We start from the raw sequence: 19,176 nt of genomic DNA on the forward strand, positions 1-19,176 counted from the left end.
GGGTCAGCCCTTGACGGCTCCGATGACCACTCCCTTGGCGAAATGCTTCTGTAGGAACGGGTAGACGAGCAGGATCGGGACGAGCGAGACGACCAGGATGGCCATCTGCAGGGACTGCTGCGGTGGGACCACCTCGCCCGGCAGGTCGGTGCCGATCGCGGCGTTGTCCACCACGTAGGTGCGCAGCACCAGTTGCAGCGGCCACTTCTCGGTGGAGTTGAGGTACAGCAACGCGTTGAAGAAGGCGCTCCAGTAGGCCACGGCCTGGAACAGCGCCACCACCGCGAGCACCGCCTTGGACAGCGGCAGCATGATCCGGGTGAGGATCTGCAGCTCGCCCGCGCCGTCGATGCGCGCGGCGTCGACGATCTCCTTCGGCACCTCCAGGAAGAACGCGCGCACGATGATCACCTGGAACGCCGAGACGAGTGGCGGCAGGATCAGCGCCCACCACGAGTCGATCAGACCGAGCTGCTTGATCAGCAGGTAGTTGGGGATCATGCCCGCGTTGAAGAGCAGGGTCACCAACACCAGAATCAGCACCGGACGGCTGCCGAAGCTGCCCGGCCGGGACAGCGAGTACGCCAGCAGCGCCACCACGGCCACCGACAGCAGCGACCCGACCAGCGTGACACCGATCGAGACGAGGGTGGCGCGGGTGACCACCCCGCCCCGGAAGATCGCGGCGTAGGCGTCGAGCGTCGGGTCCTGCGGCCACAGGACGTAGCCGCCGGCCCGGGTGATCTGTTCCTGGTCGGCGAGAGAGGTGGCGACGACACCGAGGAACGGGATGGCCACCACGGCGCAGCACAGCGCCAGCACGATGCCCTTGAGGCCGCGTACGGCGGGATGCGGGGGTGCCATGCCGTTGACCATCCGGCGGCGGCCGCGGGCGGCGGTTGTGGTCACCATCGGGAGTAGATCCCCCTCTCCCCGAACAGGTGCGCGATCTTGTTGGCGGCGAGTACCAGCGCGAGCCCGACCACGCCCTTGACCAGGCCGACCGCCGCCGCCATGCCGAAGTCACCGTCGATGATGCCGCGGTTGTAGACGTACGTGTCGAGCACCTCGGAGGCGTCCTGGCCGACGGCGGCCTGCTGGAGGATGATCTGCTCGAAGCCGACGGTCAACACGTCACCGAGCCGCAGGATGAGCAGCAGGACGATGACGGACCGGATCGCCGGCAGGGTGACGTGCCAGAGCTGGCGTAGCCGCCCACCGCCGTCGACCGCGACCGACTCGTACAGTTCCAGGTCCACCCGGGAGATCGCGGCCAGGAAGATGATGGTGCCCCAACCGGCGTCCTTCCAGATCGCCTGCGACGTGATCAGGGTGAGGAACAGGTCGGGGTTGCCGATCAGGTGTAGCAGCGGCAGGTCGTGGGCGCGGGCCCAGGTGTTGTAGAGCCCGGCGTTGCCGAGCAACTGCTGGAACAGGGCGACGACCACGACCCAGGACATGAAGTGCGGCAGGTACAGCACCGACTGCACGACGCGCTTGAGCCGTTCCGAGAGCAGGCTGTTGAGCAGCAACGCGACGGCGATCGGGATCGGGAAGACCACGATGATCTGGAGCAGCGAGATGATCAGCGTGTTGGTCAGCGCGTTGAGGAACGCCGGATCGGCGGTGTAGATGACCTGGAAGTTGGCCAGGCCGACCCAGGGCGCCTCCCAGATCGTCAGGTACGGCCGGTAGTCCTTGAAGGCGATGACGTTGCCGGCGAGCGGGACGTAGTGGAACAGCAGGATCAGCGCCAACCCGGGCAGGCCGAGCAGGAACAGGAAGCCGTCGCGGCGCAACCGCTGCCGCGCCGACGGCCGCCGGCGCGGCCGGTCCGGCGGCGGCGCCTCGGGTGGACCCGCCGCGCCGGGGGCGGCGGGAGCCGCCGCACCCCGGGCAAGCTCGGTCGATGCCATCGCCTCTCCTCCTCCTGCCGCGATCGGCTGGTCAGCCCTGCTCGGCCAGCGCCTTCTCGTACTCGGCGCGGGCGGCGTCGCCGCCGGCCCTTCGCCACTGGGCAACCGCCTCGTCCCAGGAGCTGACCGGCTTCCGGCCGGCGACGATGTCCAGCTCGGCGTCGTCGATAATCTTGCTCATCGCGCCGGCCTTGTCGACGGCGGTGGCCGAATAGTGGCCCTCGGCGGGGTTGCGCAGGATGCTCGGGACCACCTTCTCCTGGTACGCCCGCTGGGCGTCGATCCGCGTCCGGTCGCCGGGGCCGAGCACGTGCGGAGCGTCCGCGACGTACTCCAGGGGCAGCTTGACCTCGACCTTGCCCTTGTCGGTGAGGACCGGCCTGCCGTCCTGCACCGTGTAGTGGCTGCCCTCGACGCCGAACTTGCGGAACATGTACTCGGTGGTGCCGAGCGGCGCGGCCAGCCAGTCGCAGATGCGCAGCAGTTGCTGGATGCGGCCCTTGTCGGCCCGCTTGAAGGCGGTGATCGCGAACGCCGTGGTACCCGCCCGGTGCCGGGCCACGCCGCCGCCGTCGTACCTGGGCGCCGGCACCGCGCCGACCTCGACCCGGTAGGTGTCGGCGAGCGTGTCCCAGGCGGCGTACCCGTCGGGGTTGAAGGCGATAGTGCCGTTGCCGAACAGGTCCCGCAGTTGCAGCTTCCCGCCCATCGCGTCGGGGTGGAACAGCCCGCCCTTGACCATCTCGGCGGTCCGGGCGAGGGCCTCCTTGCGCTCCTCGGTCTCGTACTCCGAGGTGAACTTGCCGCCCTCCTCGCGCCACACGTTCGGTACGCCGAGCATGGTGCCGACGAAGGTGACGACCTGCTTCGCGGTGCCGAACGCCCAGCGGTTGGCGCGGGCGTCGGTCAGCCCCCGGGCCAGCGCCAGGAACTCTTGGTAGTTCGCCGGATTCGGCTGGAGACCCCGCTCGCGGATCAGGTCGGCCCGGGCGAACATGATGGTCCCGACGACGGCGCGCGGGATCGGCACCGCGTAGATCCCGCCGCCATAGGCGGTGGCCCGCCACGCGTCGGTCGGGATGTTGGCCAGGAACGGGTACTGCTTGATCGCCGGGCCGGAGACGAACTCCGAGATGTCGGCGCAGAGCCGGGTGAGCACGTCGGCCCGGTTCGCCAGCCGGGCGGAGATCAGGGTCATGTCCGGCAGGTCCCCGCCCGCGATGACGGTGGAGAGCTTGCTGAGGTAGTCGACCTGCCGGGTCATCGTGATGTCGAGGGTGGCGCCGAGCCGGTTGTCGAGCTCCTGCCAGTAGGCGTTGGACCCGGCCGCTGGCGGCACCGGCGTCAGGATGTTGGTCAGCACTGACACGGTGCCCGCGCCGTCCCCCGGCTTGCCGGGGAACGCGGTGACGAGGTCGGTCGGGTACCGGTAGAAGCCGGCCATCACCCCTTCGGCGGTGGCGGGCAGATCCGCCTGGACGCCGGTATAGGGGAGATAGTCCGGGAAGGTGACACTGCCGGCACCGCCGGTGGTTGGCGTGGTCGAGCTGCCGCAGGCCGCAAGCAGGCCGGAGCCGGCCGCCACGGCGGCCGCGCCGCCGGTCATCGACAGGAACCGGCGCCGGCTCATCTGGACGTTGCGCATGGTTACTCCTTCGGGGGTGCAGCGGCGTCATGGGGTCCGGCGGCCGGGGACGCACCGCCGGTGAGGGTCAGCGTGGCGACCTGCCACGCGTCGAGGCGTACCGCGAAGCGACCGTCGGCGTCCGGGGGCAGGGTGGCCACCGGCCGCTCGTCGGCGTGGCAGAGCGTGGCCTCGCCGCGCCCACCCGCCGGGTGCCGGAGACGTAGGGTGCGGGCCCGACCGCTGAGGTCCTGGAGGCGTACCAGCAGCCCGCCGCCGGACCGGGGCTGGGCCACGGTGGCGTGTACGGTCTCCGGCAGGTCCAGGTCGAGCAGCGCACCGGCCGGTTCGGCCAGCGGCCTCGGGTCGAGGTCGAACTTGTCCAGCCAGGTGATCTCGGTGGCGATCGCCGCCGCCCGGACCTCCCGGCCGAACCGGCCGGCGGTGACCGGGTCGAACTCCGGCAGCGGCGTGAAGGCGTACCGCAGGGTCAGGGTTCCCTCCTGCTGCGGTGGCGTGTTGGTGGGCCAGTAGTTGTTCAGCACCCAGGAGAAGATCGCGGCCGAGGCGGGTGCGAAGCGCTCGAACCAGGCGCCCCGGACGATGTCCCCGGCGGTCCAGAGCGGCGCGTCGGCCGAGGACCAGGCAATGGCCGGCCCGGCGCCGTCCGCCACCACGACGCCGTACTGGCTGGTGAACCAGTCGTGGCAGGCGCCCGGCGCATGGTCGACCGCCGGGTTGATCCAGCCCTGCTGCCGGTCGTACCGGAAGACCGGGTCGGCGGCCACGAACGGGAAGGCGACGTAGACCGCCTCCTTGGCCAGCACCGGCTCCTTGTCGAACGAGACGGTGACGTCGACGCGGTCGTCGCCGTCGCGCAGCAGCACGTCGACCTCGACGCGCGGCAGGCTCGGCGCCCGGCCGACGGTCCGCAACCGCCACCCGTCGTAGGTCCGACGCAGTCCGACCGGCCGCATCTCGGCGGCGTGCACGACCAGCGCCGGCGGATCCGCCTTCGGCCGCCGACCGAGCAGCGAGCTACGCGGTTGTGGCTCGTGCCGGTGCGGGCTGCCGCTGTGCCACGGGCCGTCCGGGGTGCCGTTCTGCAGCCGCGGCAGCGGCGACGTCCACGACTGCTCGCCCGACTGCTCGCCCGACTGCTCGCCCGGCCGGTCGACGTCGCCGCGGGTCAGCTCGACCGGACCGTCGAGCGCGTAGAGCACCTGACCCAACCGCCACGGCCCGGCCCGGTCCAGCAGCTCGCGCCCGCTGGACCGGTGGACCAGGCCGAGGACCGCGCCGGTGGCGGGATCGAGGGAGACCAGCCACCGGTCGGCCACCAGCGTGGCCGGCACCGGCCCCCAGTCCGGTGACTCGCCGGTCCCGGCGGTACCACCGGCCGCCGCACCGTCCTCTTCGCCCGGGGCGAGCGTCCGCGCGCCGCCGAGCGGCACCACCCGGTAGCCGAATCCGGGTACCTCCGGCACGGTGACCCGCAGCCGTCGCAGCCCGTTGCAGTCGGCGAGCGGTTCCGCCCCGAGGGGCTCACCGCCGGGCAGCGTCGGCGGCCCGTGCAGGGTTTCCACCTCGACCTCCACGTCGCGCCGCCAGCCCAGCGGGTTGTGCACGAGCAGGGTGGGTCCGCGCGTGCCGACCAGCTCGCCGAGCTGGCTGAGCGCCCGGTTGGCCTCGTCGACGGCGGTGCGGTGGGCGGTGTGCACCTGGTGCCGCTTCCAGTCGAGCTGGTCGCCGACCTGGTGGCCGTGCGGGTGGGCGTTGGCGTGTGCCCAGGTCCAGGTGTGTTCGCAGCCGATCAGGGCGCCTTCCCAGGCGGCGTCCAGGGCCGCCCGGTGCGGCCGGTAGCCGGGGTCGGCGAGCGCGACCAGCGCGGCCAGCCCCTCGGCCGCGGGCAGCGCCGTCTGCGCCCGGCGGTGCTCGGCGCTGACCGTGGCTCCGGTACCGACGCCGTCCTCCCAGTAGCTGCCCCCGTCCCCGCGCCACACCGGGAGCCGGTCGGCGAGCGGGCGGACCGCCGCGAGGTAGCCGGCCATCGTGGAGACCCGCATCCGGGGGTACGCGTACCGCTCGTTCCAGCGGGCGGCGAAGCCGGCGTCGCCGTCGGCCAGGTCCTCGTTGTCCGCGTGGGTGCCGATCACCGCCAGGTCGTGTGGCAGGTAGTCGGTCCGCTCGTAGCGGGCCAGCAGCCGGCAGAAGGCGTGCGCGGCGCCGGGGACCGTCTGCGGATCGCCGGCCATGAACCGCAGTTGGGAGTACGTGTCGGAGAAGTGGGTGAGCACCCGGGATCCGTCGACGCCCTCCCACAGCACCGGACTGGCCAGGTGCTGCTCGTCGCTTTCGGCGTTGCCACCCCGGTGGTGGTTCTCGATGCCGACGAACGCGTCGATGCGCAGCGCCGTCAGGATCGACGGCAGCGCCGCGCTGTACGAGGGGACGTCGGTGAGGTTGGCGTACCGGACCGGGACGCCGTGCTCGTCGCGCAGCCGTCCGGCGGCGTACGCGGCCCGGTAGATCTCCTCCAGGCTGGCCACTCCGGACAGGAACAGGCTGTGGAAGGCGTTCACGGCGAGCCGTTCCGAGCGCAGCGCCGCCAGCACCCGCTGCGCCCGCTGCGGTGAGCGGGTCGCCAGGTACTGCGTCACGACCAGGGAGCCGTCGACGGAGAAGGCGAAGTCAGGATCCCGGTCCAGCGCCTCGACCGCCCGGTCCAGGTTGCGGCTGTGCAGCTCCAGGACCTTGCCCTGGACGTCGGTGTAGCCGATGTCCAGGTGGACGTGCGGGATGAGGTGCAGGGTCCACTTGCGGGCCGGGTGCAGCACGACCCGGGTCTCCGGCCCGTCGTCGACTCGGACCGTGGCCGGCGCGGGACCGGTGAACTCCGGTACCGGGAAGCGCACCCGCACCTGCCCGAAGGTCCGCCCGGCGCGGGTCAGGTCCAGCTCGTGGGTCCGCCCGCCGAGACGTACCTCGGCCCGGGCCGGCCAGGTCGCGCACGGCGGTACGGTGACCGTGAGTTCGAGCAGCTCGTGCAGGGCGCCGTCGGGCTCGACGTAGAGCGGCGTCGCGTCGAGCGCCACGCCGAGCGCCTCGGGGGCGGGCGCCGTGGCCGGGACCAGGGTCAGCTCCTGCCAGGTGATGCCGCTGCCGAAGTGGTTGCCGAACTGCTCGCGATGGCGGGGCCGGTCGGGGTCGGCCGGGACGGGTCCGGTGGCGGCCGGCTCGTCGAGGGTGGTGGTGACCGCCAGGAGGTGGTCGCCGGGCGTGAGCCAGGCCGCCGGCAGTGGCACCTCGAGCAGGACGTCGCCGGCGATCGGGCCGTGCCGGTAGACCTCCGACCGGTCGTCGCGGCGTACCAGGGGGTGGAACAGGCCACGGTGCGTACCGTCGAGCTCCAGCAGGAGGTCGGGGCAGGGCCCGTGGCCGGCGGTGAACGCCAGGCGCAGCACGGCGCCGTACGCCGGAATGTCGCCGGGCTCGATCCGCAGCGGCAGCTCGACCCGGTGCGCCCGCCAGCCGGTCGACGCGTTGAGCGGGCCGGGCTGGAACGCCGGCAGCTCGACGCCGGGGGTGGCGATGGTCAGCGGGAGCATGTTTCCGGCTCCAGCCCGGGCAGGGTCAGCACGCTGCCGTGCTCCCGGAGGGCGGTGGCGAGGTCGGTGTGGTCGTAGTCCTGCGCCGGCCGGCCGGTGCGCAGCGACTGCGCCGCCAGTTCGCCGCTCGCCTCGCCGAGCATGCCGTAGTTCGGTTCCATCCGGGGCGAGGTGTAGCCCACATGGCTGGCCGAGAAGCAGAGCGGTACGGCGATGTTCTCCAGCCCGCCGCGCGCCGGGAACAGCACCTCCGCCGGCATCTGGTACAGGTCCACCGGCGGGTTGAACTCGGTGCCGCTCAGGGTGCCCTCGCCGACGATGGTGTCGTCGCCCTCGGCGTAGTACTGCACGATGTGGCTGTCCATGCCGTACTTCCAGCAGCACACCGGGGTCGCCTTGGTGTTGTTCGGGCTGAGCAGGTCGTGCTGGGTCAGCACGTGTGCGCCGACCATCCGGCGCGCCTCGCGGACGTAGAGGGCGTGCGGGAAGCCGGTACCGTGCGGGCTGTCGGTGAACTCGTCCGGCGGCAGGCCGAAGCGGCGGGCGTCGGCGCGGAAACTCTCCGGCAGCGACGGGTCGTTGGCGAGCCAGTAGAGCATCCCCTGGTGCCAGCGCACCTGCTCGGCGATGATCTCGTCGCGCCGCCGCCAGCTACCGTCCGGATAGTCCCAGGACGCGCCGGGCAGGTCGAAGCCGATGAAGAGCGCCTGGTTGGTCTGGTACTTGCCGCCGGGCAGCAGCGCGGTCTCGGTGACGATCGACGACAGCCCGGGGATGCCGCGCTGCCGCAGCAGTTGCGCCAGGTAGCGGTAGTGCTCGGGATCGTAGCCGGCGGGCTTCGGGAACGGCAGCCGGTCGGCGTTGGTCGACAGCACGCCGCGGAAGTTGTACGCCTGGGTCTTCTCGTCGCCCTCACCGGCGTGCAGCTTCGGCGCCGGGCCGACCGGGTAGCGGTCGTTCGGCCGGAAGCTGCGCCGCCGGTACGCCTGCACCGGCTGGAACCCGGCCAGCGGCTCGTCGTACCGGGTCTTCGGCTCCCGCCCTACGGTGTAGGGCACACCGGCGGCCGCCATCAGGTCACCCTCGTAGGAGGCGTCGATGAAGAAGCGGGCGCGCTGCCAGCCCTGCGCGGTACGTACCGCCCGCAGCCGCCGGCCGGAGACCTCGACGTCGGCCGGCCCGTGCAGCCGGTGGTGCACCAGGACCGTGGCCCGCGCCTCGGCCAGCAGGTCCCGGGCGACCCGTTCGGCCACCTTCGGCTCGAACCGGTACCGGGACCCGTCGTCGCCGTAGGCGGCGCCGATCCCGGCGAAGAACCGGCTCGACGTCAGCCCGCCGAGCGCCTCGGTCACGTTGGGGGTGTCGGTCTTGACCAGGCCGCCGGCGATGATGCCGCCGACGTGCCCGGTCGGTTCGAGGATCACGCTGGACAGGCCCCGCAGGCGCAGCCGCAGGGCGGCCATGATGCCGGCCAGGGTGGCGCCGTAGATCACGACGTCCACCGGCACCGGAGCGGTAGGGGCAGCGGTGGCGGCGTCGGGTACCCGCATGGCCGTCACCGTCCCGCCGGGGTGGCCGGCTCCGCCGCCTGGCCCGGCGAACCCGGCCGCTGCGCCGCCGCCGGATCCGCTGCCCCCGCCGCCTGGTTCGCCGCCTTCTTCACCCGGCGTTCGGGCAACGCGAGCAGCGGTGTAGCGCTCCGGGCGGCCCGCGACGGGCGGGTCCGCCGGATGTCGTCCGGCCAGGCGATCGGGATGCCCAGGGTCTGGGTGAGCAGTGCCTGGTAGTCCTCGGTCAGCTTCGCGGAGTCGTGTACGGCGTGCGGCTCGGTGTCGCGGGACAGGCAGTACGCCGCCAGCGCCCCGACCGCCTCGCCGATGCTCCACTCGACCGGGTGCAGCCGGTAGCAGCCGTTGGTGATGTGCGTGGTGCCGATGTTCTTGCAGGCGGGCAGGAGGTTGCGCATCCGGACCGGGATGAGCGCGCCGAGCGGGATCTGGAACGGGTAGCACTCCAGGTTGACGTAGTTGACGCCGGCGGTGCTGGGGTGCAGGTCGATGTTGTAGTGCCCGACGCCGACCGCGTCGGCGAACTGGACGGCTCCGGCGTCCTCCGGCCGGTCCACGACGGCGACGTGTTGTTCGAGCACGGTGAACCGGGCCCGGATGCGGCGGGACTCGCGGATGTAGACCGTCTTGGCCAGCCCGTCGGCGGTGCCGGTGAGGTCGGGCCGCAGCTTGAGGCCGGGGTAGCCCTGCCCGCCGTCCGGGCGGGGCGCCTCGGTCTGCATCCAGTGCAGGTAGGACAGGGAAAGCTCCCGGCAGCGTTGCAGTGCCCGCTCGCGGGCGTGCCCGTCGATGCCCGGGCCGACCAGCGGCGCCTCCCAGTAGTCGATATTGGGCCAGTTCACCAGGCTGATGTCGGTGTCGACGAGGTCGGGCCGGAACTGGCTGCGGGCCCGGATGCGGCGGAAGTGCCACAGGTCGGGCACGCGTACGGCGTCCAGGTCGCCCTCGAAGATGCGGTTTTCCTTGCCCGCGTTCGTGTGGATGTCGATTTTCATCCAGGACAGCTGTGGGCCCGGCCAGAACGGGTCGACGTGGGTCTTCCAGTGGTCGTACGAGGCCGGACGGTCGACGACGTGCTCCTCGCCGGGCCGGTATTCGAGCGGGAAGCACCAGGTGATCGCCTGCTGGTCGGTCCAGTCCGCCTCGGGCGCGGCGAACGGCTCGCCGGTCTCGTCCTGTGCCTCGGCGCCCAGCACGTGCTCGACGCCGGCCAGTTCCAGCAGGTCGCCGAGTTCGGTGGCGTCGGCGACCAGGGCGGCGGTGACGGTCCGCAGGTCGCCGCTGCGCCGGTCGCGCAGGGTCACCGCGGTGATCCGGTCGCCGTCGGTGGCTGCCGAGACCGGCTCGTGCTCGTAGAGCACGGTGATCCGGCCGGCGGATCGGTAACCGGCGAGCAACTCGTCGATGACGGCGACGCCGACCCGGGGCTCGTGGCAGAGCCGGCTCACGTTACCCAGCCCCGGGTTGAGGGTCGGGTCGGCGAGCGCTTCCGGGCGCAGCGGGTAGTTCCGCTTGTAGTAGGCGCGGATGCCGTCGCGTAGTTGTCGGTAGCCGGGCGAGATGTGCTCGGTCTCGATCCACGGATGCTCGTCGGACGGCACGGCCTGCGCCGTGAGCTGTCCGCCCAGCCAGTCCGTCTCCTCGGTGAGGATGACCCGGCGGCCCAGCCGGGCGGCGGTCAGTGCCGCCGCGACGCCGCCGAGGCCGCCGCCGACCACCAGGAGATCGGTCTCCAGCCCGGTCGTCTTGCTCATGCTCGCCCGCTTCCCTTCCGATGGGGTACGCGTCTGCGGCGGCGCTGCTAATATATCGGCAACGATCACCGCCGTGAAGATTGCGGCTACGTTACATCCCTCGGTCAGGTGGATGTCAATCGTTGCTGAGCTGCTGTTTCGGTGACGGTTCGGCATCTTGGAATTAGCAAATATTAGCTATTTGCGATCTCCGGCCGAGCTGTTAGAAACCCAGTCATGACAGCAGCACCAGCGCTGCCCGGCCTGCGCTACCACCTGCCCGCGCCACCCGCCCAGGGGGCGCCGACCGAGGCCGACGTGGTCGTCTACGGTGCGACCTCCGGCGGCGTCACGGCGGCGGTGCGGGCCGCCCGGGACGGCATGACGGTGCTCCTACTCGCCTTCGACGACCATGTGGGCGGCATGTCCGCCGGTGGCCTCGGCGAGACCGACGTCGGCCGGCCGGAAACCGTCGGCGGGCTGGCCAGGGCCTTCTACGCGGACGTCGCCGCCGCCTACCACGCGCCCGACCCGCACTGGCGGGTCGAGGCCCGGGTGGCCGAGGAGATCTTCGAACGCTGGCTCGCCGACACCGGCGTGCGGATCCGCCGCCGCCAGCACCTGCGTGACGTCGTCGTGCGATCCAATCGGATCGTCGAGCTGCGTACCGACGACGGTGGGCGGCACCGCGCCCGGATCTACGTCGACGCCTCCTACGAGGGCGACCTGATGGCGGCCGCCGGGGTCACCCACACCGTCGGCCGCGAGGCATCGACCACCTACCGCGAACCCCTCGCCGGCGTGCAGCCCAGCACCAACCACCAGTTCAGCCGCCCCGTCGACCCCTACCTGCGGCCGGGGCACCCGGACAGCGGCCTGCTGCCCGGCATCAGCCCGGACGACCACGGCGAGATCGGCGCCGGCGACCGGCGCCTCCAGGCGTACAACTTCCGGCTGCACGTGACGACCAGCGCCGGCCGGGTCCGCTACCCCCGCCCCGACGGCTACCAGCCGGAGCGGTACGAACTGCTGCGCCGGTACATCGAGGCCGGCGTCTTCGAGCTCTACGGGCGCACCACCCCGGTGCGCGGCGACGTCTACGACATGAACAACCACGGTGCGGTCTCCTCGGACCACATCGGGGCCAACACCGACTGGCCGACAGCGGACTACCCCCGCCGGGAGGAGATCTTCCAGGACCACGTCCGCTACCAGGCCGGTCTGCTGTACTTCCTGGCCAACGACCCGCGACTGCCGGCGCCGATCCGGGCGGCCACCCGGGCATACGGGCTGTCCCCGGCCGAGTTCACCAGCACCGGACACTGGCCGCACCAGCTCTACATCCGCGAGGCCCGCCGGATGGTCGCCGACTACGTCGTCACCCAGCACGACGCCGCCGGACGGTCCCGGCCCGCCGATCCGATCGCGCTCGCCTCGTACGTGATGGACTCGCACAACGCCAAGCGGGTCGTCGTCGACGGGCAGCCGCGCAACGAGGGCAATGTCCAGCATCCACTCACAGTGCCGTTCGGCATCCCGTACCGGTCGATCGTGCCGAAAGCCGGCGAGTGCGAGAATCTCCTCGTCGCCTCGGCGGTCTCCGCGTCGCACGTGGCCTTCGCCTCGGTCCGGATGGAGCCAGTCTTCATGATGATCGGCGAGGCCGCCGGCTGTGCCGCCGCCCAGGCGGTCGGCGCGCGGGGCGGCGTACGGGACGTCGACTACGAGACACTGCGCAAGGAACTCGTGCGGACCGGCTCGGTGCTCACCTGGCCGCCCGAGCAGGAGGTACGGGCATGAGGCGTGGACAGGGCTCGCGGCAGGCCGACATCGCCCGCGAGGCCGGTGTCTCCCAGTCCACCGTCTCCCAGGTGCTGCGCGGCGCGGGTGACCTGAGTCGCATCTCCCCGGAAACGCAGCGCCGCGTGCTGACCGCCGCCCGCCGGCTGCGCTACACGACCAGCCCGCAACAGCGCGCCGCCACGCAGAGCCGGAGCGCCCCGCTCCTGCTGGGCGTACACACCTTCGAACCGATCTTCCCCACCAGCATCGGCGACTACTACTTCGAGTTCCTCCAGGGCATCGAGGAGCAGGCCGGCATCGAGGGCTGCAACCTGGTGCTCTTCACCGCGGCCCGGGACGAGGGCGGGATCCGCCGGATCTACCGCAACGGAGTGAACGGACTCGGCCAGGCGGCCGGCAGCCTGATCCTCGGCCACCGGGCACACCTCGACGACCTCGCCCGGCTCGCCGCCGACGGCCACCACTTCGTCTACATCGGACACCGCGAGGTCCCTGGCGTCGAGATCTGTTACGTCGGTGGCGACTACCGCGCCGCGACCGGCCGGATCGTCGACGACCTGGTCGCCCTCGGCCACCGGTCGTTCGGGTACCTCGGCGAAAGCTCCCGGTACGAACCGCAGGCCGACCGGTGGGACGGCTTCGCCGCCGCCCTGGACCGGTTCGGGCTGCCGGTGCCCACCCCGGCGTACGTCAACCCGGACGAGCTGACCGCGCAGTGGCTCGACGACTCCCTCGCCGCCGCCACCACCGCCATCCTCGTCGAATCGGTCAGCCTGCTACGGGTGCTGCACGCCATCATCAGCCTCCGTGGCCTGCGCATCCCCGAGGACGTCTCGGTCGTCCTGCTGGTCGACGATCCGGGCGGCGAGGTGGGCGGCCAGCCGTGGGCCGCCATGCACATCCCCCGGAACGCGATGGGCGCCTGGGCGGTACGCATGCTCACCGCATTGCTCACCGATCCGGCCGGAGAATACGAGCGGCAGGTCCTGCTGCCGTGCAGCCACACTCTCGACCGGACGGTCGGTCCGCCGCGCGCATGAATCCCGGCGGCGGTGCGGGCAGTGTCGCCTCGGGACTGCGGTCCTGGTCGGCCCGGCCGCCCAAAGTCACCTCGCCGAGCGGCGTGCCCCACCGATGCGCCTGCCTTCTCGGCAGGGCTCGACTAGGGTCGGCGCGGATCGCGGCTAGTACTGCAACGGCAGTGTCAGGAGTAGCCGTGTCGTCGGTAGTGGCAGAGTCTGGCCTGGTACTGGCGTCGTCGGCGCCATCGGGACCAGGCCCATACCAGCTCGCCACCTGGCTCGGCTTCTGCCCTCACTGCCACCACCCCGTACCGACCTAACAAAGTCCTACCAGGGCGCGTTTCAGAAGTGGCGGTGACGCATGAGGTCGGTCGTGGGTACGGCTGATCAGGCGGTGTGTCGCTGATCGATGAACAGCGAGGTCTCCGGTAGACCGTTCAACGACCAAGAAGGACGAAACCGGAGACTACCGGCGGCGAGGCGGCACGACCTGACCGACGCGCAGTGGGCGGCCCTTGCACCGCTGCTGCCCAAGGGCACGAAGCCGGCCGTCCGCCGAAGTGGGACAAACGCCAGCTCATCGACGGGATCCGTTGGCGGGTGCGGGTCGGCTGCCCGTGGCGGGACGTACCCGACCTGTACGGACCCTGGCAGACCGTGTACGGGCTGTTCCGCCGCTGGCAGCGCGCCGGGATCTGCAAGCCCACGCCGACGCTGCCGGTCTGATCGACTGGGACGTCAGCGTCGACTCCACGATCACCCGCGCGCATCAGCACGCCGCCGGCGCCCGCACGCGCCCGCAGGAGCGGAAGGAGCCGCCCGGCGGCGGACGCGCATGACGCTCACTTGACGACGTGAAAGCCAGGATGGGCGATCCAGGCGGTCATCGCCGCCGCGTCCAGGTAGACGGCGTCGTCGACGCGAACGCAGCGACCCGCGTTCTCCAGATACCCGACCAGGTCTGCCGAGGGCGGAGTGCCGCACTCAACGAACACCCAGCCGTTGGTACGCCACGCCACTCGCTCGGCAATCCGGGCCAGGGCAGGTCGGCCGGCGCGATCGCTGACGAGGATGTGCAGCACGATGTCGCAGCGCATGATCGCACCGGCTGCCCGTGCGACGAGCTGCAGCTCGTCGACACCGACCTCGAAGTCCGGCGCCTGAACGTCGTATTCGTAAGGCAGGCCATCGGCGGACAGCCAGTAGTTGGGGTTGGGCTCGTACCGGACCAGGCCCTCGGCTGCCATCTCCTCTGGCAGTACTGGTTCGACGTCCTCAGCCGTGCAGGGACTCAGGACGCTCAACGCCGTTCCACCCATGACGAGCAGTAGACAGCATCCGACCACACCGCGGCCACACAGTACCGAACCTCGCGCGGCTTGCTGCCGATCCGAGCGTCACCACACCGAGGACGTCTCGATCCAGAGCAACGTCTTCTGAAGGGTGTCCTAGAAGCGGGCACCTGGGCGTCTTGGACGTCGGCGCCCGAAGACGGCGGCACGGTGGCGTCAGGTGATGGCCAACAGCACGGCCTGCCGGTGTACGGCTGCGGTTTGGTAAAACCGGCGCAGTTTGGTGAAGTTCGGCGCAAGGTAGCTGTCAAACTCCTCGGTCCCGTTGGCCCAGATATCTGGGTAGATACCGGCGGTGGCCATGGCGTTCGGGTCGAAGCGGGCGCGCAGGGTCTCCACATTCAGGGCGTCGAGCGCGGTGGCGATCGCGTGTACCGTCGCCGGGTCGAGCAGCCGGGCAGGCCCGTAGCCACCATCCTGACCGATCACGTCGCCGCCGAGGATTGCCGCGCCGGCACCCTCGCCGATGTGCCAGGCAGTGCCGGTGAGCAGGTAGTGGATGCCGTGCCACGACTTGTCCAGGTCCAGTTCGGGCTCGGGCATCTCGGCCGCCTCGTCGTCGAGGTCGCCGTACAGCAGCGTGTCGACCGTCTCCGGGTCGGCGAGCACCGCTGCCAACTCCTCGGCCGACAACCGGCGCCCGACTAACACCATGCCCACGGATCGACCCCGTCTCTATCCTTGGCGTGCTCCCCGCCGGTCACCGGCTCTTGTCGGGCAGCACGGTACAGCAACCGTTACCTTTCAGTGCACTTTAGGTGAGCACGTGATTAGTAGTCCCGCCTTGCGGTGGGACGGTCCCGGTCTGACCGGCGGACGCCGTGCCGGGTTCACGCTTCACAGCCGCCAGCCCGCGTGCACGGGTCTTACGGTCGGCTCCACGTGCTGCCACCGGGCCACTCCCGGCGGTGTCGAACTCGGCCGCAACAGCGGCCAGGTTGCGTGCGGGGTTGAGGTCCCGGTCCAGGACCAGCCCACACGCCTCACAGTCGTACTCACGCTCGGACAGGGCCAGCTTGGCTTTCACCGCGCCGCAGCCCGAGCAGGTCTTCGAGGACGGATACCAACGGTCGGCCACGATCAGTCGGCCACCGTTCCATGAGGTCTTGTAAGCGAGTTGACGGCGGATCTCGGCGAATCCGGCGTCAGCGATATGCCGGGCCAGCCGCCGGTTACGCAGCATGCCGCCCACGTTGAGGTCTTCGACCACGACCGTGCCGTGCTCACGAGTGAGCCGGGTGGTGAGCTTGTGCAGGCCGTCGCGGCGCAGCTGAGCGACCCGGGCGTGCGCACGGCCAAGCCGCGCGGACGCCCGTTCCCACCGCTTCGATGGGCGGCGTCCGGTACGCCGGTCGGGGCCGCTCTTACGCGACAGCGCTCTTCCCCAGGCATCTAGCCGGGCCTGCGAGGCAACGAGGTGGCGCGGGTTGTCCACCAGTTCACCGGTGGACAACACCGCAAGGTGCGTGACGCCGACGTCCATGCCGACCACAGACGTGGCTTGGCCGGTACCTGGTCGGCGCGTTCGACCTCGACGGTGAACGAGACGTGCCAGCGGCCACCGTCGCGCCGGACGGTCGCGGACATGATCCGGGCGGTGTCGTTGTCCACGCGGCGTGCGAGTTTCCGAGCGGACTCGTGCAGCTTCAATCGGCCCAGCCTGGGTAGCGTCACGTGCATGCGGTCGGGCTCGACCCGGATCGTGCCGGTGGTGAACCGCACGGACGGTGTGGTGCGGCGTCGGAACTTGAACCGAGGAAACCCGACCGGACGGCCAGCACGTTTACCGGCGCGGGAGTCGGCCCAGTTCTTCAACGCGCGGGCGAGCGCGTCCAGGCCGGTGTTGAATGCCTCCTTCGAACACTCCCGCCACCACGGTGCCACACCACCCTTCGCGGCGTTCCACTCCCGGCGCAACGCGGGCAACGACCACCCGACCGCCGGGGTGAGCTGACCATCCGGCACACCGTAGGTACGCTGCGCCGCGCGCTGGTCCATGACCGCCTTCACCCGAGCCAACGCCCAGTTGTACGCCAACCGTGCCGCCCCGGCGTGCGCGAGTACCGCACGCTCTTGGGTCGGGGTGAGGTCCAAGGCGAACCGGTACGCCTGAATCGTCTTCATGCCGGGTCGCCCTCGGTGGCCGCTTCGACGGCGCGGCGGGCTCGGTCCGCAGCACAGCGCCGTCCATACAGACGAGCGCACAGCGACGTCAGGATCTCGGTCATGTCGCGCACAAGGTCGTCGTCCACCCCGGCCGGGTCGACCACCAAAAGCCGCCTGCCTTGCGCGGCCAGCACGGCTTCGACGTACTCGCCGCCGAAACGCGCGAACCGGTCCCGGTGTTCGACCACGATCGTCGTGACGGTCGGGTCACGCAGCAACGCCAGGAACTTCTTGCGGCGTCCGTTGAGCGCGGACCCGACCTCGGTAACGACTCGGGACACAACGAGGTTCCGCCCAGTCGCCCATGCGGTTACCCGGGCGACCTGTCGATCCAAGTCGGCCTTCTGATCGGCAGACGACACGCGGCCGTACACCACTGTGGTTTCTGGTGACGACGCCTCCGCGTGCTGCTCTACCAGGATCAGGCCGCCGACTCGTCGAGCGGGCACGGGCAGCTTGCCCTCCCGGAACCAGCGATACGCCGTGACCGGGTGGACTCCTTCCCGCTTCGCCCACTCTTTCAAGTTCACCATTACATCTATCACTTACTACAGCGGCAACTGCCCCGAACCCCGATCTGCCCTCAGAGCTACCTCGCACCGCCGCAGGCCGCGGACACCCAACCGGATGCCGGCGTAAGACAGGTGAGGTTGCGAACGGCAGCTACTTCTGGGCCGTCGATCAGCTGATCGCGCCGGAACCGGGTGTCTCGACGATGATCGCGGCGATCCGAGAACTGGTGTGCAACGGAGCATCACGAGCGCCGGGGTCCGATGCGAAGGCCAGGTGTGGTCTTCAGGGGTCTACGGCGCTGAATCTTCGTCGGTACTTGGCGCAGTGGGTGGCAGGGGCGGACAAAGATGGGAGATCGAGTAGCGGGAGGGGCCGTTCCCGGCCGAGGCTGCCCTCCAGTCACAGCTGAGCGACGATGCTTCCGGCGGCGTTGCGGCCGATGACGGCAGTGATGTCGGAGAGTTTCATGCCGTCGCGTTCGGGGCCGCTACGGGGAAGCCACACCGCGTAGGCGCCGACCTGGCGGTCACCGGTCGCGGGCAGCCGGTGAACCGTGCTCGTGGCGGTCTGACCGAACATGGTCACGGAGACGCTGGTGATGTCGCCGCGTACGGTTCCGACCAGGATGATCTTCTGCTCCTGCGGGTCCGGGGGCAGGGCGTAGGGCTGCGGCTTGTCGGGCAGTAGCGGTGGACCGATGGTGTCCAGAGCCGCTGGCGCCGGGTCACAGAAGATCGTCTCGGTCACCCGGTCATCCCGGTGCCCGTCTGTGCGGGCGGCGCGTACGCAGAACGAGCCCTGGGCCGCCAACCAGGCGGAGGTCTCCCAACGTGCGCGCGTGTCCAGCACGACGGGCTGCCCGACGGCTGGCGGGTGGCGCTCCGGGGCTGATGGCTCCGCTGCGGTGCAGCCTTGCAGGGCTGATAGTGCTGCTGCGGCGACCAGGAGAACGCGAGAGCGCATATACCCAATTATTTCGGGCGGAGGTCGTCATCGCCGTATGTTCGACCTGGGCGTGCAGGGCCACGTCATGGCAGATACGAGGGCACTGCTGCTCAGCACCCGTGCCGTCCTGGTCAGCGAGGCCGACCTCCGCGCGGTGCAGCAGACCAGCGCGGCGGCGACACCGCATGTTGATCAGCCCGGGCGTACACGCTGACCGGTCTGCTGATCTGCCAGCGGTGCGGGCGGCGGCCGCAACCGCACTGGGTGCACGGGCATCCCGGCTACCGCTGCCGACACGGCTACGCCAGCGCCCACACCAACCCCGACGAACATCCCCGCTGGATCTACTGGCCCGAACGCCGCATCCGACCGAGACCCTCGCCCAACTCGCCGGCACCGGCCAGGTGGGCGCCGACGCCAGGGTCCAGGACGTGACCGCCTACCTCCAGGATCGCGGCGCGACCATCGTCTATTTTCGTTGGCGCGGGCGCGGTGCCGAGACTCAGCTTTACGCCATGTCTGCCCCCTCACCGATCTTCGTAGCGGGTACGGGTCGTTCGGGAACATCACAGCTCGCGGACGTTCTCGGCGAACATCCGCAGATCCACAGGATTCAGATCGAGACCCGGTTCATTGTCGATCCGGATGGCTTGCGAGACTTGGCGGACGCACTCACGTTCGGTGCAACCCTTACCTCGGGGACGACGCCCTCCGCAGGCTGAGCAACATCCTGACGGTGCGACTGGTCGGCAGGCGCGACAGGGATCGTGGTCAGACCGTTCCCGCGGCAGTCACCAACAGACGAAGATCGTCAACCTGCGCGAATGGTGGCTGTGCAGCAGTTCCTGCGCCAGGGGCGGGATTCAGGACGGATATGCTCGTCGGCGAAGCGTGGTGCGTCCCCGTGTCGGGGAGAGAATCGATTC

At 70.6% G+C, this 19,176-nt stretch carries 16 protein-coding genes and 1 pseudogene; 5 read left to right on the top strand and 12 right to left on the bottom strand.

Features of this window, described 5'->3' with window-relative positions; all coding sequences use genetic code 11:
• Positions 1-3: 3 nt before the first annotated feature.
• From ACSMXO_RS20970 to ACSMXO_RS20995, 6 genes are read right to left on the bottom strand one after another with little or no spacing between them, the layout of a single operon-like run.
• Positions 4-912 (bottom strand): carbohydrate ABC transporter permease, encoded by a 909-nt coding sequence (locus ACSMXO_RS20970; RefSeq protein WP_346262034.1) that lies wholly within the window; start codon positions 910-912, stop codon positions 4-6.
• Positions 906-1,916, bottom strand: coding sequence for an ABC transporter permease (locus tag ACSMXO_RS20975; protein WP_455419040.1), 1,011 nt, complete (start codon positions 1,914-1,916; stop codon positions 906-908). The genes ACSMXO_RS20970 and ACSMXO_RS20975 overlap by 7 nt, the downstream gene beginning before the upstream one ends.
• Before the next feature lie 31 nt (positions 1,917-1,947).
• On the bottom strand, positions 1,948-3,561 hold the full coding sequence (locus ACSMXO_RS20980) for an extracellular solute-binding protein (RefSeq protein WP_455419041.1): 1,614 nt from the start codon (positions 3,559-3,561) through the stop codon (positions 1,948-1,950).
• A gap of 2 nt (positions 3,562-3,563) precedes the next feature.
• The gene (locus tag ACSMXO_RS20985) at positions 3,564-7,148 is read right to left on the bottom strand and encodes a glycoside hydrolase family 38 N-terminal domain-containing protein (RefSeq protein WP_455419042.1); all 3,585 of its coding nucleotides are present in this window, start codon (positions 7,146-7,148) and stop codon (positions 3,564-3,566) included.
• A complete protein-coding gene (locus tag ACSMXO_RS20990; protein WP_455419043.1) occupies positions 7,136-8,698 on the bottom strand; it encodes an FAD-dependent oxidoreductase in 1,563 nt (520 codons plus the stop codon). The genes ACSMXO_RS20985 and ACSMXO_RS20990 overlap by 13 nt, the downstream gene beginning before the upstream one ends.
• A gap of 5 nt (positions 8,699-8,703) precedes the next feature.
• Positions 8,704-10,470, bottom strand: coding sequence for an FAD-dependent oxidoreductase (locus ACSMXO_RS20995; protein ID WP_346262039.1), 1,767 nt, complete (start codon positions 10,468-10,470; stop codon positions 8,704-8,706).
• 216 nt (positions 10,471-10,686) lie between these two features.
• Between ACSMXO_RS20995 and ACSMXO_RS21000 the strand changes: the two genes are divergently transcribed.
• From ACSMXO_RS21000 to ACSMXO_RS21010, 3 genes and pseudogenes are all read left to right on the top strand, one after another.
• A complete protein-coding gene (locus ACSMXO_RS21000) occupies positions 10,687-12,249 on the top strand; it encodes an FAD-dependent oxidoreductase (protein WP_455419044.1) in 1,563 nt (520 codons plus the stop codon).
• Positions 12,246-13,292: a LacI family DNA-binding transcriptional regulator gene (locus ACSMXO_RS21005; RefSeq protein ID WP_455419045.1), complete on the top strand. Its 1,047-nt coding sequence runs from the start codon at positions 12,246-12,248 to the stop codon at positions 13,290-13,292. The genes ACSMXO_RS21000 and ACSMXO_RS21005 overlap by 4 nt, the downstream gene beginning before the upstream one ends.
• Before the next feature lie 391 nt (positions 13,293-13,683).
• A pseudogene (locus tag ACSMXO_RS21010) lies at positions 13,684-14,101 on the top strand (IS5 family transposase); the annotation flags it as partial.
• Between the two features lie 15 nt (positions 14,102-14,116).
• Here the strand turns inward: ACSMXO_RS21010 and ACSMXO_RS21015 are convergent.
• The 6 genes from ACSMXO_RS21015 to ACSMXO_RS21040 all read right to left on the bottom strand — a co-directional run bounded on the left by ACSMXO_RS21015 (position 14,117) and on the right by ACSMXO_RS21040 (position 18,154).
• Complete coding sequence (locus tag ACSMXO_RS21015) at positions 14,117-14,521, bottom strand: hypothetical protein (protein ID WP_346262042.1); 405 nt, start codon at positions 14,519-14,521, stop codon at positions 14,117-14,119.
• Between the two features lie 261 nt (positions 14,522-14,782).
• The gene (locus ACSMXO_RS21020; RefSeq protein ID WP_455419274.1) at positions 14,783-15,280 is read right to left on the bottom strand and encodes a YfbM family protein; all 498 of its coding nucleotides are present in this window, start codon (positions 15,278-15,280) and stop codon (positions 14,783-14,785) included.
• 100 nt (positions 15,281-15,380) lie between these two features.
• Positions 15,381-16,079: an RNA-guided endonuclease InsQ/TnpB family protein gene (locus ACSMXO_RS21025; protein WP_455419046.1), complete on the bottom strand. Its 699-nt coding sequence runs from the start codon at positions 16,077-16,079 to the stop codon at positions 15,381-15,383.
• Entirely contained in the window at positions 16,019-16,750 is a 732-nt protein-coding gene (locus tag ACSMXO_RS21030) for a helix-turn-helix domain-containing protein (RefSeq protein WP_455419047.1), read from the bottom strand. The genes ACSMXO_RS21025 and ACSMXO_RS21030 overlap by 61 nt, the downstream gene beginning before the upstream one ends.
• Positions 16,747-17,322, bottom strand: coding sequence for an IS607 family transposase (locus ACSMXO_RS21035; protein ID WP_455419275.1), 576 nt, complete (start codon positions 17,320-17,322; stop codon positions 16,747-16,749). The genes ACSMXO_RS21030 and ACSMXO_RS21035 overlap by 4 nt, the downstream gene beginning before the upstream one ends.
• 382 nt (positions 17,323-17,704) lie before the next feature.
• A complete protein-coding gene (locus ACSMXO_RS21040) occupies positions 17,705-18,154 on the bottom strand; it encodes a hypothetical protein (protein ID WP_455419048.1) in 450 nt (149 codons plus the stop codon).
• A 181-nt stretch (positions 18,155-18,335) separates the two neighbouring features.
• On the opposite strand from ACSMXO_RS21040, the gene ACSMXO_RS21045 reads away from it, so the two are divergent.
• Together ACSMXO_RS21045 and ACSMXO_RS21050 are read left to right on the top strand one after the other, a co-directional pair.
• Positions 18,336-18,464, top strand: a complete 129-nt coding sequence (locus ACSMXO_RS21045; RefSeq protein WP_455419049.1) for a hypothetical protein — start codon at positions 18,336-18,338, stop codon at positions 18,462-18,464.
• A gap of 217 nt (positions 18,465-18,681) precedes the next feature.
• Entirely contained in the window at positions 18,682-18,972 is a 291-nt protein-coding gene (locus ACSMXO_RS21050) for a hypothetical protein (protein WP_455419050.1), read from the top strand.
• Positions 18,973-19,176: the final 204 nt, after the last annotated feature.

The organism is Plantactinospora sp. DSM 117369 (assembly GCF_053764795.1).

Bases quoted from the DNA above. Each gene is read 5' to 3' on its own strand.
- ACSMXO_RS20975 (WP_455419040.1), bottom strand. From the start codon at position 1,916: ATGGCATCGACCGAGCTTGCCCGGGGTGCGGCGGCTCCCGCCGCCCCC.
- ACSMXO_RS20970 (WP_346262034.1), bottom strand. From the start codon at position 912: ATGGTGACCACAACCGCCGCCCGCGGCCGCCGCCGGATGGTCAACGGC.
- ACSMXO_RS21045 (WP_455419049.1), top strand. From the start codon at position 18,336: ATGGCAGATACGAGGGCACTGCTGCTCAGCACCCGTGCCGTCCTGGTC.
- ACSMXO_RS21015 (WP_346262042.1), bottom strand. From the start codon at position 14,521: ATGGCAGCCGAGGGCCTGGTCCGGTACGAGCCCAACCCCAACTACTGG.
- ACSMXO_RS21020 (WP_455419274.1), bottom strand. From the start codon at position 15,280: ATGGTGTTAGTCGGGCGCCGGTTGTCGGCCGAGGAGTTGGCAGCGGTG.
- ACSMXO_RS20990 (WP_455419043.1), bottom strand. From the start codon at position 8,698: ATGCGGGTACCCGACGCCGCCACCGCTGCCCCTACCGCTCCGGTGCCG.
- ACSMXO_RS21030 (WP_455419047.1), bottom strand. From the start codon at position 16,750: ATGAAGACGATTCAGGCGTACCGGTTCGCCTTGGACCTCACCCCGACC.
- ACSMXO_RS21000 (WP_455419044.1), top strand. From the start codon at position 10,687: ATGACAGCAGCACCAGCGCTGCCCGGCCTGCGCTACCACCTGCCCGCG.
- ACSMXO_RS20985 (WP_455419042.1), bottom strand. From the start codon at position 7,148: ATGCTCCCGCTGACCATCGCCACCCCCGGCGTCGAGCTGCCGGCGTTC.
- ACSMXO_RS20980 (WP_455419041.1), bottom strand. From the start codon at position 3,561: ATGCGCAACGTCCAGATGAGCCGGCGCCGGTTCCTGTCGATGACCGGC.
- ACSMXO_RS20995 (WP_346262039.1), bottom strand. From the start codon at position 10,470: ATGAGCAAGACGACCGGGCTGGAGACCGATCTCCTGGTGGTCGGCGGC.
- ACSMXO_RS21005 (WP_455419045.1), top strand. From the start codon at position 12,246: ATGAGGCGTGGACAGGGCTCGCGGCAGGCCGACATCGCCCGCGAGGCC.